Here is a 13,590-nt window from a genome sequence, read left to right on the forward strand (position 1 = left end):
CATGTGGCATCGGCGAGGGGCGGGGCAAGGCGGGGCGCATGCGTGACCCACGCAGTGTAGCCGCGGGTCTTTGGCGCTGGCGAGCCATCTTCGTGATCGTCTTCGCGCTACTTGGCGTCGCCAAGCTGATGCTTGCCGCCAGCCTGTCGCCATTTGGTGACGAAGCATTCTATTGGCAGGAAAGCCGCCATCTCGCTTGGGGCTACAGCGACCTGCCGCCCCTGACAGCGCTGCTGATCCGGCTGGGCGAAAGCGTGGCGGGTCACAGCGTGCTCGGTATGCGCTGGCCTTTTCTTTTGGTCGGCAGCGCTTTGCCATGGCTGGTCCGCAGTTTTGCCCGCGACGCGTTCGACGAGCGCACGGGTTGGCAGGCAGCGCTGCTTTGCCTTGCCCTGCCGCTGGGAGGCAGCTTGGGCGTGTTGGCCTTGCCCGACGTGCCACTCACCGTAGCGATCATGGGCGCGCTGGTGGCGCTGATGCGGGCGCTGGATCGCGAGCGTGTCGTCGACTGGCTGTTGCTTGGCCTGGCGTTGGCTGTGTGCTGGCTGACCCACTATCGCGCCGCGATGGTCATGCTTGCAGGGCTGTTGTTTTGCCTGTTGGCCAAGCGGGGACGCAAGCAATGGCGTCGTCCTGGTCTGTGGCTGGCCTTGGGCGTGGCGGCACTGGGCTTGATCCCGCTGGTGGTTTCCAACTGGCAGCAACATGGTGCAGGCGTCCTGTTCCAGGTAGTAGACCGCAATCCGTGGCGTTTTCACGCCGATGCGCTGGTGCAGCCGTTGGAGCAGGCCGCGGCGTGCACGCCCTTGCTGTATGTGCTGTTGCTCTGGGCAGCGTGGCGCAGTTGGTGCCGCCGCGAGCAGGGGCAGCCGTGGGATCTGATCGCCATCGTCTCCGGCAGTTTCATTGTTGGCTACTTCGTCCTTGGTTTGTTCGCGGACGATCTGCGGTTTCGCGCGCACTGGCCTTTGCCAGGATATCTACCGCTGCTGGCAGCACTTCCAGTGTTGGTGCGAGAGCGAAAGCCTTGGCGCCATCGCTGGTTAGTGGCTGCTTTCGTGCTCGCCGTGGCAGGCCAAGGGCTTGGCCTCGCGTACCTGGGGCTGGCTGCCAGTGACGGCGGTGCACGTGTGCTCGCCGGTTTCAAAGCATTTCCCGCGCGCTTCGTCGGCTGGCGTGAGAGCGGCGACATGGCGCGGCGGTTGCTCATCGAGCATCCCAGCGTACTCGTGGCGGACAATTTCATGCTCGCCGCCGAGATCGATTTTCAATTGGATGGCAGTGTGCCGGTCTATGCGCTGGACAGTCCGCTCAACGTCAAACACGGCCGTGCGCCGCAACTGGTCATCTGGCAGCGTGACGAGGCTGCGCTGCGTGAACAGCATGCCGGCGAGCCGATGTTGCTCGTCGTGGACGAAAAAGCGTTGCGCGTGCATGAACGCAGGAACTGGCTTGGCTCGCTATGCAGTCGCATTGACGCCGTCACGCCATCGGCACGGCTGGACCTGTTCGACGGCCGTCGGCGCATTGCGTTCTATGCAGGGCAAGTGCCCAAGGTCGCGCCGTTTACGGACGGGAGCGATGATTGCCTGGTCTGGCGCCGCGCTGCGGAAGCGGAAGCTGCGCGTTGAGGTGGATCAGGGCAGGGCGATGCCTGCTTCGCGCAACATCCGGGTGAGTGCGATCAGCGGTAGGCCGATCAGCGCAGAAGGATCCTCGTTGTTGATCCGCTCGAACAGAGCGATGCCCAAACCTTCGCACTTGAAGCTGCCGGCGCAATCCAGTGGCTGTTCCTTTTCGATGTAGCGGTCGATCTCCTCTGTGCTCAGGCTGCGGAACATGACCACGGTATGGTCGACGTGCACGCGATCCTGCCCGGTGCGGGTGTCATGCAAGCACAGCGCCGTATGGAAGTGCACTTCGCGACCGGAGCTTGCAGTCAACTGCGCATGGGCACGCTCCCGCGTTCCAGGCTTGTCGAGCACTGTGCCGGCCAGTTCGGCGACTTGATCAGAGCCGATAACTAGGGCGTCATCCAGGCCCTCGGCCGCTGCGCGGGCCTTTGCAATGGCCAGACGCAGGGCGCGATCGCTTGGTGTTTCGTGGGGAAGCGGGGTTTCGTCGGTGCCCGGCGCCCGCTGTTCGAAGTCGCCGTAGACACGGCGAAGCAGCTCGGCTCGGTAGCGCGAGGTAGAGCCCAGGACCAGGATAGGGAGGCTCATGCGTCGTGTTCCCGTCGCAGGTGCTCGCGCATGGCGCTGTCCAGATCGTGCTGGGCGCGGTCCAAGGCTGCCAGCAACGGGCGGAGGCGGTCCCGTGTATCATTCATGGACGAGACCGCCTCATCCAGTTCCTTTTGGGCTGCCCGTGGCGCCTTGTCGCGGATCCATATGCGCTGCAGCAACAGAGAGCGCAGGCCTGCATCGATCGCGTGCCGGGCCTCCTGCTCGCTGCTGGCGGGGAGGTCCGGATTGAGTGACATCACCGCATAAGCCTGCTGGAGCCCGGCTCGGCAGGTCTTGAGGTCGCCCTCCAGCTTGTCGGCCAGTTCCAGTAGTTGGTGCAGGCTGGTGGCCCGGCGATCGACGCGTCGCCGGTAGGCGACAGTTGCGCCGACCAGGGCCGCCGCAAGGACTGCCAAGGCGGTAAGGCCAAGGATCAGGTAGGCATTCACGGAGGGCGGGCTCGCAAAAAGAATGGCCAAAGTCTGCCGTACCGAGGTCGTTCAGGCAAAATGGCGGCCCAGGGTGGTCGCAGCGTTGCTAACCCGTTGACTTCAACACGTTGTAATCCTATGATTTCATGTCTATGTCCGTGACACTGCCAGAGTCCGTGGACGCTTGGCGCATGGTCTCGGCGCGGCGTTCGTTCCAAGGGGAATTGCCCGTGGCCGCTATGAAGCGGCTGGGCGGTGCCCTGGCCGTTATGGAAGGGATGGCGCAATACGAGCTGGATTTTGGTCGGGACGAGTTTGGTACGGCGTACCTCGATGTCCGTGTCCAGGTTCCGCTCACGCTGACTTGCCAGCGCTCCTTGGAGCCGTTTGTACTGCCTGTGACGGTCAATAGCCGACTCGGGTTGATCCGCTCCGAGCGCGAAGAAGCGGCCCTGCCGCCGGATGTCGAGCCGTTGCTGGTCGCTGACGACGCCAAGCTGGGTTTGCTGGACGTCATCGAAGACGAATTGTTGTTGGCTTTGCCGCTGATACCGATTAATCCGGACAGCACGCTGCCTGAAGAAGTAGTAGGTCCCGAGCCGGAGGAATCCTCCAGTGAGGGGCGTCCCGATAACCCGTTCGCGGTTTTGCGCGAACTCAAGAAACATTGATTTAGCTGGAGACTCGCCATGGCCGTTGCCAAGAGCCGCAAGACCCCGTCCACCCGCGGCATGCGTCGTTCGCACGATGCGCTGAAGACCGTGCAGCTGGCCACCGATCCGACCAGTGGCGAGGTGCACCTGCGCCATCACGTCACCAAGGATGGCTACTACCGCGGTAAGAAAGTCATCGACACCAATACCTCGGTGGTCGAAGAGGATTGATCGTTCCCGCAAGGGATACGGTTTCGCATGGCGGCGCGATTTCGCGCCGCTTTGCGTTTGTGCGATCACCCACGTAACGTTGGCGGTTTGGAAGCCGGTTCAGGCCTTTTATAGGGCTATTCCGTCCCAACCCGTCGCATGGAAAGTTAATGGCCCAGATCTATGCCCGCATCACTGGCACCGGCAGCGCGCTGCCCGAGCGAGTGGTGACCAACGCCGATCTCGAGAAGATCGTCGAGACCAGTGACGAATGGATTCGCTCCCGTACCGGCATTCAGCGCCGTCACATTGCCGCTGATGGCCAGACCACCGGCGATCTCGCCACCGAAGCCGCGGAGCGCGCCCTTGAGGCCGCCGGCGTCAAGGCATCCGAGCTTGACCTGATCGTGCTGGGCACGACCACGCCGGACATCATTTTCCCGTCCACCGCTTGCCTGGTTCAGCATCGCCTGGGCGCCAACGGCTGCGCGGCATTCGACGTCAATGCGGCTTGCTCGGGCTTCGTCTATGCCTTGGGCATCGCCGATAAGTTCATCCGCAGCGGCCAGTCCAAAAAGGTGCTGGTGATCGGTGCGGAAACGCTGACCCGCATGGTCGATTGGAGCGAGCGCGAGACCTGCGTGTTGTTCGGCGACGGCGCGGGCGCAGTGGTGCTGGAGGCCTCGGAAGAGCCGGGCATCTACGCCACGCTGTTGCACGCTGATGGCGGCTTCAAGCACTTGTTGTACAACCCGGTTGGCGTGTCGGCGGGTTTCACGGACGAGCCGAATCACGGCGTGCGCATCAACATGGCCGGTCGTGAAGTGTTCAAGGTTGCGGTGAAGACGCTGGACTCGCTGGTTGACGAGACGCTGCAGGCAGCTGGTATGGAGGCCTCGCAGATCGACTGGCTGATTCCGCACCAAGCGAACCTGCGCATCATTGAGGCGACGGCGAAGCGCCTGAATATGCCGATGGAGCAGGTCATCGTGACCGTACAGGAGCATGCCAACACCTCGTCCGGTTCGGTGCCGCTGGCACTGGATTACGCCGTTCGTACGGGCAAGGTGCAGCGCGGCCAGAATCTGCTGCTGGAAGCCTTCGGTGGCGGCTTTACCTGGGCGTCGGCGCTGCTGCGTTACTGATCTCAGAGCAACGCATGTTGAGAAATGCCGCCATACAAGGCGGCATTTTTTTGCTCGTCATTCCGGCGCACCCGAGTAAGGGGCGTGGGCCGGAATTCAGTGGTCGTGCCGCTGAGTTGTCGTGATGGCCGTGCCTTACCGTGGCTGGATGGCTTCGCTGTTGTGAAGCCCCTCCGGCCCTTGGTCCCTTTTGCGAGGCTTGCTCCCTGTTGTGGGGCTTGCCCCCTTTTGCGGGGTACGCCGGAATGACGATTGAAAATGGGGTGCCCGCAAGCCTGACAGCCCGATGCGACCCCGTATCGGAGCGAATACAGCTGCGTATGGCGCGCAATGCTGGCACCATTCCGTTTTTAGTTTTCGGACATTCACTCATCCATGACCCAGATCGCCGCTAACCTCGCTTTCGTTTTCCCGGGCCAGGGTTCGCAATCCGTTGGCATGTTGGCCGAGCTGGCCGGCGTGCATCCGGAAGTGAAGGCCACGTTCGACGAGGCGTCGCAGGGCGCGGGCATTGACCTGTGGGCGCTCAGCCAGCAGAGGCCTGAAGAAGAACTCAATCGCACGGAAAACACGCAGCCAGCGTTGCTGGCGAGTAGCGTGGCTGTGTGGCGCGTGTGGCAGAAGTTGGGTGGTTCGCAGCCGGCGCAGATGTCTGGCCATAGTCTTGGCGAATACAGCGCGCTGGTGTGCGCTGGCGCCTTGTCTCTGCATGATGCGGCCGCGCTAGTGGCCGAGCGTGGTCGTCTGATGCAGGCAGCCGTGCCGCCGGGCGTGGGCGCCATGGCTGCCATCCTGGGTGGCGATGACGCACAGATCGCTGCCGTGTGCGAAGAAGTGGCGCAGGGGCAGGTGGTTTCGCCTGCCAACTTCAATTCGCCGGGTCAGCTCGTCATCGCGGGCAATGCCGAAGCGGTGGATCGCGCGCTTGCCAAGTTGGCAGAGCAGGGTGTGAAGAAGGCCATCAAGCTGGCCGTCTCCGTGCCTTCGCACTGCGCGCTGATGCGCGATGCGGCAGATCGCCTGGGTGAGCGCATGGCTTCCATCCAGTGGTCGTTGCCGGCAATCCCTGTTGTGCAGAACGCCGACGCACGCAGCCACGGCACGCTGGACGATATTCGCGGCGCATTGCAGCGCCAGCTGTATCTGCCGGTGCGCTGGACGGAGTGCGTGCAGGCATTGGTCGCAGGCGGTGCGACGCGCGTGGCCGAAGCTGGTCCGGGCAAGGTACTCGCCGGCCTCATCAAGCGCATCGATAAGAGCGTCGAGGCTCGAGCCATCGGCACGCCGGTGGAGTTGGATGCCGCCCGCGCTGAATGGGCGTAAGGCGTCAAACGAATTCAAGCGGATTGGACCGATTGACGTCCAGCCATCCAAAGGGAAATGACACATGAGCAAGACTCTCCAAGGTGAAATCGCCCTCGTCACGGGCGCCAGCCGCGGTATCGGCGCCGCCATTGCCGACGAGTTGGCCGAACTCGGCGCCACCGTCATTGGCACCGCCACCAGCGAAAGCGGTGCTGCGGCGATTGGCGAGCGTCTTGCTGCGCACGGTGGTCATGGCCGCGTGCTCAACGTGACCGAAGGCGGCGCCATCGAGACCCTGATTGACGGCATCGCCAAGGAATTCGGCCCGGTGTCGATCCTAGTCAACAACGCCGGCATCACGCGTGACCAGCTCCTGATGCGCATGCGCGATGAAGATTGGCAGGCCATTCTTGATACCAACCTCACGTCCGTGTATCGCGCCTCCAAGGCGGTCATGCGCGGCATGATGAAGGCGCGCAAGGGGCGCATCATTTCGATCGCCTCCGTCGTCGGCGTCACCGGCAACCCTGGCCAGGCCAACTACGCAGCCGCCAAGGCCGGCATCATTGCGTTCTCCAAGTCGCTGGCGCGCGAGATCGGTTCGCGGGGCATCACCGTGAATGTGGTGGCGCCGGGCTTCATCGATACCGACATGACGCGTGCACTGCCGGAAGATGCACGTCAGGCCCTGCTGGGCCAGATCGCCCTGGGTCATCTGGGTCAGGCGTCCGATATCGCGAAGGCTGTGGCCTTCCTGGCGACCCCGTCTGCCGCTTACATCACGGGCGAGACCCTGCATGTCAACGGCGGCATGTACATGCCGTAAGGCGTGAAGAAAGGGCGCCAAACCCTTCTCCCGTCCTTCATTGTTTGAAACGACCAGGCCGCTCCCAGTATCGCTGGAGGGCTGTCCGGTGCACCGGCACGGGCCGGCTTAACAAGGAGTTGTCGCAAGCTCCATCGTTTTAGGCGACAATTGCTTCTTTCGCGCCGGTCCCGTGGCCTGCGTTTAACGATAGCTGGTGGATCATGGCGGCCTTGAGGCTTAGCCACTACAATGCCGCCGGCGATATGCCGGCCACTGGCCGGTATTGACAGGTAACTACTCCTTGGGAGGTATTGGCAACATGAGCACCATCGAAGAGCGCGTCAAGAAAATCGTCATCGAGCAGCTGGGCGTGAAGGAAGAGGAAGTCACGGCGAACGCTTCGTTCGTGGACGATCTGGGCGCTGATTCGCTGGACACCGTCGAACTGGTGATGGCTCTCGAGGAAGAATTCGAGACCGAAATCCCGGACGAAGAAGCCGAGAAGATCACCACGGTGCAGCAGGCTGTTGATTACATCAAGGCCCACACCAAGGAGTGATCGCTCCTGCGGCGGACGCATCCACTGATGTGTCAGTCCATAGCGATACCGGAAGCTGCGCCACATTGGCGCAGTTTTCGTTTCTGCATTTTGCAACGTCCGATCCCGTATGGTGCGCACGGCGTGCCGCGCGGTCCGGATGACGTGGCCGCGGGATACGCAGACCGCCTGTCGCCAGCGACAGTGCCACGGAAACACGAGGGAAGATCAGCATGAGCAAACGACGTGTGGTTGTAACCGGCCTCGGCATTATTTCGCCGGTCGGCAACGATATCGCGACCGCCTGGGGCAACATCCTCAAGGGCGTCAGCGGCATCGGCGAGGTTACCCATTTCGACGCCACCGCCTATGCCACGCGCATTGCCGGCCAGGTACGTGATTTCGATCCGGCGGCGTGGATTGCCCCGAAAGAGATCAAGAAGATGGACCCGTTCATCCATTACGGCATCGCCGCGGGCACGCAAGCCCTGCGTGATTCCGGCTTGGAAGTGACGGAAGCGAACGCGCCGCGCATCGGCGTGGCAGTGGCTGCGGGCATCGGCGGCTTGCATACCATCGAGCACACCTCGATCGAACTGCACGACAAGGGGCCGCGTCGCGTGTCGCCGTTCTTCGTGCCGTCGTCGATCATCAACATGGTCTCCGGCCACTTGTCGATCATGAACGGCCTGAAGGGTCCGAACATCGCCTGTGTGACCGCATGTACCACGGGCACGCACAACATCGGCCTGGCCGCGCGCATGATCCAGTACGGCGATGCCGATGTGATGATTGCCGGTGGCGCCGAGTTCGCCACCACCGGTACGGCGATGGCGGGCTTCTGCTCGGCCAAAGCCATGTCCACCCGCAACAACGAGCCGACCAAGGCCAGTCGTCCGTGGGACAAGGACCGTGATGGCTTCGTGCTGTCCGACGGTGCCGGTGTGCTGGTGCTGGAAGAGTATGAACATGCCAAGGCACGTGGCGCGAAGATCTACGCCGAACTGGTGGGCTTTGGCATGAGCGGCGACGCGTTCCACATCACCGCACCCAGCGAGGGTGGTGAGGGTGCGGCGCGCAGCATGGACACGGCACTGAAAGACGGTCACCTCAACCCGACCGACGTGCAGTACGTCAACGCGCACGGTACCTCGACGCCGCTGGGTGACCTGGGCGAAGTGCTGGCCGCCAAACGCGTGTTCGGCGACCACGCCTACAAGTTGGCGATGAGCTCGACCAAGTCGGCCACGGGTCACCTGCTGGGTGCAGCCGGTGGTGTGGAAGCCATCTTCACCATCCTCGCCTTGCGCGACCAGGTGATGCCGCCGACCATCAACCTTGACGAGCCGGGCGAAGGCTGCGACCTCGACTTCGTGCCGCACACCGCGCGTGAAGCCAAGTTCGACGTGGCCATCTCCAACTCGTTCGGCTTTGGCGGCACCAACGGTACGCTCGCATTCCGTCGGGTGTGACCTCGTTCCATCGACGTACCCTGCACGGCCGGCGCGATCTGCTCGCGCCGGCCGCTGCATTTCCGGAGCGCTATCCGGGGCTGCTGCAGAGCGTGACCCATGGCACACCGCAGTCGCGTTACGACATCCTGTTTGCGTTCCCTCAGGAATCGCTGACCCTGCTTGCCGATGGCCGGCTTGTGGACGGGCAGGGAGGTCAGCGACAAGGTCGTTTTCTCGATGTGCTTGACGACGCATGGCGTGCAGAGCGTCTGCCTCGCGATGCCTCAAGTGATCTTCCGTTCCACGGCGGGTGGCTGTTGCTGCTGGCTTATGAGCTGGTCGGCGAGATCGAGACGCGCCTGCGTCTTCGTCCATCTGATCTGTTGCCCATCGCGATTGCTTTGCGTTGTCCAGCGGCAGTGATCGTCGACCATGCCCGCGGATGCACAGTGCTGGTCGCCGAGGCCGAGCATCGCGATTTGCTCGATGCGCTGGAGGCGGATCTCGACGTACCGCTTGAGGTGCCCGCCTTGCCCGGGCCGGACGGCTGCGGAGAAGATGATCCCGCGCTGTTCCTCGATGGCGTGGCTCGCATTCATGAGCATCTGCATGCCGGCGATATCTTCCAGGTGAATCTCTCGCGGGCATGGCATGCGCATTACGCGATGCCACCTAGCCCGGCCCAGTTGTACCAATCACTGCGGCAAGCCAATCCTGCGCCGTTCTCCGGCCTGTTCCAGCAGCCTGTATGGGCAGTGGTTAGTTCATCCCCGGAACGCTTGGTGGAGGTGCGTGGCAGCCTTGCGCAAACGCGCCCGATCGCGGGCACGCGTCCGCGTACGCCGGGCGACGATGATGTCGCGCGCATCCGCGAACTCAGCACGCACCCGAAGGAGCGGGCCGAGCACGTCATGCTGATTGATCTGGAGCGTAACGATCTCGGGCGTGTCTGTGTGCCAGGGACGGTCGAGGTCAACGAGCTGATGGTGGTCGAGAGCTACGCGCACGTGCATCACATCGTTTCGAACGTGCGCGGTCGCCTGCGTGATGATGTGACGCCAGGCGAGGTCATCGCCGCCACGTTCCCCGGCGGCACCATCACCGGATGTCCCAAGGTGCGCTGCATGGAGATTATCGCAGCGCTGGAGCACGCGCCGCGTGGCGCGTATACAGGGGCGATGGGTTATCTGGATCGCAGTGGCGATCTTGATCTGAACATCCTCATTCGGACCTTCGCGCTGATGGGTTCGGACGTTACCTTGCGTGCAGGCGCCGGCATCGTCGCCGACTCCGTGGCGGAGAAGGAGCTGGACGAAACGCGTGCCAAGGCACGTGGCTTGCTTCGCGCGCTGGGAGTGCAGGGGTGATGGCTGGCCGCGTGCTGGTCAATGGCGTGTCGGCGGCGACGGTTTCCGTGTTCGATCGCGGGTTGTCCTATGGGGATGGCCTGTTTGAAACGATTCGTTTTGTGCATGGCGCGGCACCGCTGTGGCTGCGGCACATGGCGCGCTTGCGCGACGGTTGTCGACGATTGCATTTGCCGCCGCCGGATGTTGCGACGTTGTCGAGCGAGTCGGCGGCTGTTGCCTCGGGCATGGATCACGCTGTGGTGCGGATCAGTGTTACGCGTGGTATGGGCGAGCGTGGCTATGCACCCCCGCCGTCGCCCGTGGCAACCCGCATCGTGGCCGGATTCGAGGCGCCGCCGATGCGCGGTGATGTTTACGCTTCCGGAGTGCGTGCGCGCTGGTGTGAAACGCGACTCGGCCTGCAGCCGTTGCTTGCGGGTTTGAAGCATCTCAATCGGTTGGAGCAGGTGCTGGCACGTGCCGAATGGTTAGATCCCTCGGTGGGTGAAGGCCTGATGTGTGATACCGACGGATACGTGATTTCCGGCACCATGACCAACGTGTTCGCCGTGCTGGATGGTGAGCTCATGACGCCGATACTGGATCGCTGCGGCGTCGCCGGCGTGGCCCGGGCCGAAGTCCTGGCGGCTAGGCCGGCGGCACGTGTCATGGCCATGCGTCCTGAGGAGCTGGTGCGGGCGAGCGAAGTCTTCCTCAGTTCGAGCGTCCGAGGCATCCTGCCTGTTCAGGCCGTGGGCGATACCGTGTATGGTCCCGGCCCGGTGACCCGCGCCTTGCAGCAGCATTGGCGCGGCCTGGGCTTTCCGATGGAGCAGGCATGAGTCGATACAAGATGCAGGGGCGGGCGTTCTGGCGTGTTCTGATCGTGTTGGTATTGCTGGCGGTGGCCGGCGGCCTCGTCTACGGTTGGATGGACTACCAGCGATTCGCTGGCAAACCTTTGGCGGTGTCGGCGCAAGCCCCAAGCCTCGACGTAGCCAAGGGCAGTAGCCTGCGTGACGTGGTCGGCCTGCTGCACCAGCAGCATGTGACAAATACTGGGCCGCTGTACTGGCGCCTGCTAGCCGAGCAGCTGCGCGTCGCGGGCCGCCTGCATGCGGGCGAATATGCCCTGACCAGTGGCATGACGCCACGCGACCTGTTGCTCAATATGGCGGCGGGCAAGGTCGTGCAGCGCAACTTCACCATCGTGGACGGCTGGAATTTTCGCGATCTGCGCCAGGCGCTGGCCAAGGCTGACAAGCTCCGACAGGATGGCGTGGCGCTTGACGACACGGACCTGATGGCGAAGATCGGTGCGCCGGGCGAGATGCCTGAAGGGCAATTCCTTCCCGAAACCTATGCCTACGTGAAAGGCGACAGCGATCTGGACATCCTGCGCCGCGCGCACGCCGCGATGAAGAAGATGCTCGACACGCTGTGGGTTCAGCGCGACAAGGACTTGCCGCTGGCGACGCCTTACGATGCGCTGATCCTCGCGTCGATCGTGGAAAAGGAAACCGGGCGCGCGGACGAGCGACCACGCATTGCCGGCGTCTTCATTCGTCGCCTGCAAACCCATATGTTGCTGCAGACGGACCCCACGGTGATCTACGGCATGGGTGATGCGTACGCCGGCAACATCCACAAGTCCGATCTCACCACGGATACGCCGTACAACACCTATACCCGTCAGGGCTTGCCGCCCACGCCAATCGCCATGCCGGGCAAGCCTGCTCTCCTGGCTGCCTTGCACCCGGCGTCGGGCACAGAGCTTTATTTCGTCGCGCGTGGCGACGGTACCCATGTGTTCTCCAGTACGCTGGACGAGCACAATCGCAATGTCGCCTGCTATCAGTTGAAGCGCTGTCAATGAAACGAGGCAAACTCATTACGCTCGAAGGCGGCGAAGGCGCCGGCAAGAGCACACTGCTCGCTGGCTTGCAGAGGCATTTGCTGGCCCAGGGCGTGGACCTCGTGCAGACGCGCGAGCCGGGCGGTACGCCGCTAGGCGAGGCGGTGCGGGCGATCGTGCTCGATCCCGCGCATCGCGACATGAGTGCGGAGTCCGAATTGCTGCTGATGTTCGCCTCGCGCGCGCAACTGGTGCGTGAGTGCATCGAGCCAGCACTTGCCGCAGGGCGATGGGTGCTGTGCGATCGCTTCTCCGACGCCAGCTATGCCTATCAAGGCGGTGGCCGCGGTGTGCCGACAGAGCGCATTGCGTTGCTGGAGCAATGGGCTACGCACGGATTGACACCCGACCTGACCTTGTTGCTCGATCTGCCGGTGGCAACGGGGCGCGCGCGTGCGGCCGGGCGCGGCGCGGCGGATCGCATCGAGGTGGAAGGCGACAACTTCTTCGAGCGCGTGCGTTCGGCTTATCGTGGGCGGGCCGCGGCGGAACCGGCGCGTTTTCGCATTATCGATGCCTCGCTGACGCCACCTGAAGTACTGGCGGCGGCCATCGATGCCACCCGCCATCTGTTTGGAGCCGTCGCATGAGCGCCATGCCCTGGCACGCCGAGCACTGGGCCCGATTGCAGGCTCGTCGTGCGCGCGATGCTATGCCTCACGCACTGTTGCTGTGCGGCCCGGAGGGCCTGGGTAAGCGGGATTTCATGCGCCGCTTCGCCGAAGGTCTTTTGTGCCAGCGACCGCAGGATGGTGACCCCTGCGGTCAGTGCCGCAGTTGCCTTTTGTTCGCGGCAGGGACGCATCCGGATTTCGCCGTGCTGAGTTTCGGCTTGCGCAAGGATGGCGTGCAGCGTAGCGAGATCGTGGTCGACCAGGTCCGTGAGCTATCGGCGCGGCTGGCTATGGCGAGCCAGTTCGGCGGATGGCAGATCGTCTGCATTGATCCGGCCGACGCGATGAATGCAGCTGCCGCCAACGCCTTGCTCAAGACGCTGGAAGAGCCTTCGCAGCAGACCCTGCTGCTGCTGGTAGCCGATGCGCCATGGCGTTTGCCACAGACCATCCGCAGCCGTTGTCAGCGCATCGAGTTCCACTTGCCTCCGCGTGAAGAAGCTTTGTCCTGGTTGCAGCAGCACGGCGTCAAGGATGGAGCTGCCGCGCTCGATGCTGCTGGCGGCAATCCGGGGCTGGCGCATGCCTGGGTAGAGCAGGGCGCGCTCGCCCGCCGACAGGAGGTGCGCAAGGATCTCGGCGCGCTGGCGGCAGGGCGGGGTGAGGCGATGGAAGTGGCCAAGCGCTGGCTCGACAACGAGCCGGAGCAGCGGCTCTGGTTTGCCGCACAGGCGGCTGCAGACGAAATGAAGGCGCGCGCCGCGGCGGGGCAGGGGCCGTTGGTCAGCCAGCTCGACGCCGAAGGGCTGGATCAGTGGTACATGGCGGCGAACCGTACACGCGATTCCTTGCGTGGTCCGTTGCGAGGCGACTTGCTGTTGCTGGAGTTGCTTGCCCGTTGGCATTGAGCGGGCTTTGACGCCCCACTGTCACATCAGTCTTC

General features: G+C 63.5%; 15 protein-coding genes. 13 read left to right on the top strand and 2 right to left on the bottom strand.

Annotated elements, in window-relative coordinates; genetic code table 11:
- Nucleotides 1-38: 38 nt before the first annotated feature.
- Nucleotides 39-1,631: an ArnT family glycosyltransferase gene (locus tag DYST_RS23735; RefSeq protein WP_239949005.1), complete on the top strand. Its 1,593-nt coding sequence runs from the start codon at nt 39-41 to the stop codon at nt 1,629-1,631.
- 6 nt (nt 1,632-1,637) lie between these two features.
- Here the strand turns inward: DYST_RS23735 and DYST_RS23740 are convergent, their stop codons facing one another.
- Together DYST_RS23740 and DYST_RS23745 are read right to left on the bottom strand one after the other, a co-directional pair.
- Nucleotides 1,638-2,222 carry a Maf family protein gene (locus DYST_RS23740; RefSeq protein WP_239949007.1) on the bottom strand — a complete coding sequence of 195 codons (585 nt, stop codon included), beginning with the start codon at nt 2,220-2,222 and terminating at the stop codon, nt 1,638-1,640.
- Entirely contained in the window at nt 2,219-2,674 is a 456-nt protein-coding gene (locus tag DYST_RS23745; RefSeq protein ID WP_239949009.1) for a hypothetical protein, read from the bottom strand. The genes DYST_RS23740 and DYST_RS23745 overlap by 4 nt, the downstream gene beginning before the upstream one ends.
- Before the next feature lie 173 nt (nt 2,675-2,847).
- Here DYST_RS23745 and DYST_RS23750 point away from each other — a divergent pair, with 173 nt between their 5' ends.
- From DYST_RS23750 to holB, 12 genes are all read left to right on the top strand, one after another.
- Nucleotides 2,848-3,327, top strand: a complete 480-nt coding sequence (locus tag DYST_RS23750; RefSeq protein WP_239949011.1) for a YceD family protein — start codon at nt 2,848-2,850, stop codon at nt 3,325-3,327.
- Nucleotides 3,328-3,345: 18 nt separating this feature from the next.
- A complete protein-coding gene (gene rpmF, locus DYST_RS23755; protein WP_019466219.1) occupies nt 3,346-3,540 on the top strand; it encodes a 50S ribosomal protein L32 in 195 nt (64 codons plus the stop codon).
- A 149-nt stretch (nt 3,541-3,689) separates the two neighbouring features.
- On the top strand, nt 3,690-4,664 hold the full coding sequence (locus DYST_RS23760; RefSeq protein WP_102304196.1) for a beta-ketoacyl-ACP synthase III: 975 nt from the start codon (nt 3,690-3,692) through the stop codon (nt 4,662-4,664).
- A gap of 375 nt (nt 4,665-5,039) precedes the next feature.
- Nucleotides 5,040-5,987, top strand: a complete 948-nt coding sequence (gene fabD / locus DYST_RS23765) for an ACP S-malonyltransferase (protein WP_239949018.1) — start codon at nt 5,040-5,042, stop codon at nt 5,985-5,987.
- A 64-nt stretch (nt 5,988-6,051) separates the two neighbouring features.
- Nucleotides 6,052-6,795 carry a 3-oxoacyl-ACP reductase FabG gene (fabG, locus tag DYST_RS23770; protein WP_239949020.1) on the top strand — a complete coding sequence of 248 codons (744 nt, stop codon included), beginning with the start codon at nt 6,052-6,054 and terminating at the stop codon, nt 6,793-6,795.
- Nucleotides 6,796-7,096: 301 nt separating this feature from the next.
- Nucleotides 7,097-7,336 (top strand): acyl carrier protein, encoded by a 240-nt coding sequence (gene acpP / locus DYST_RS23775; RefSeq protein WP_019466215.1) that lies wholly within the window; start codon nt 7,097-7,099, stop codon nt 7,334-7,336.
- A 212-nt stretch (nt 7,337-7,548) separates the two neighbouring features.
- A complete protein-coding gene (fabF, locus tag DYST_RS23780; RefSeq protein WP_102304191.1) occupies nt 7,549-8,787 on the top strand; it encodes a beta-ketoacyl-ACP synthase II in 1,239 nt (412 codons plus the stop codon).
- Nucleotides 8,784-10,136, top strand: a complete 1,353-nt coding sequence (locus DYST_RS23785) for an aminodeoxychorismate synthase component I (protein ID WP_239949022.1) — start codon at nt 8,784-8,786, stop codon at nt 10,134-10,136. The genes fabF and DYST_RS23785 overlap by 4 nt, the downstream gene beginning before the upstream one ends.
- Nucleotides 10,136-10,960 (top strand): aminodeoxychorismate lyase, encoded by an 825-nt coding sequence (pabC, locus tag DYST_RS23790; RefSeq protein ID WP_239949024.1) that lies wholly within the window; start codon nt 10,136-10,138, stop codon nt 10,958-10,960. The genes DYST_RS23785 and pabC overlap by 1 nt, the downstream gene beginning before the upstream one ends.
- Entirely contained in the window at nt 10,957-11,994 is a 1,038-nt protein-coding gene (gene mltG / locus DYST_RS23795; RefSeq protein ID WP_239949025.1) for an endolytic transglycosylase MltG, read from the top strand. The genes pabC and mltG overlap by 4 nt, the downstream gene beginning before the upstream one ends.
- Nucleotides 11,991-12,623: a dTMP kinase gene (tmk, locus tag DYST_RS23800; RefSeq protein ID WP_239949027.1), complete on the top strand. Its 633-nt coding sequence runs from the start codon at nt 11,991-11,993 to the stop codon at nt 12,621-12,623. Before mltG ends, tmk begins: the two co-directional genes overlap by 4 nt.
- Entirely contained in the window at nt 12,620-13,555 is a 936-nt protein-coding gene (holB, locus tag DYST_RS23805) for a DNA polymerase III subunit delta' (protein WP_239949029.1), read from the top strand. Before tmk ends, holB begins: the two co-directional genes overlap by 4 nt.
- Nucleotides 13,556-13,590 lie beyond the last annotated feature (35 nt).

Source organism: Dyella terrae, assembly GCF_022394535.1.
Taxonomy (GTDB): domain Bacteria; phylum Pseudomonadota; class Gammaproteobacteria; order Xanthomonadales; family Rhodanobacteraceae; genus Dyella.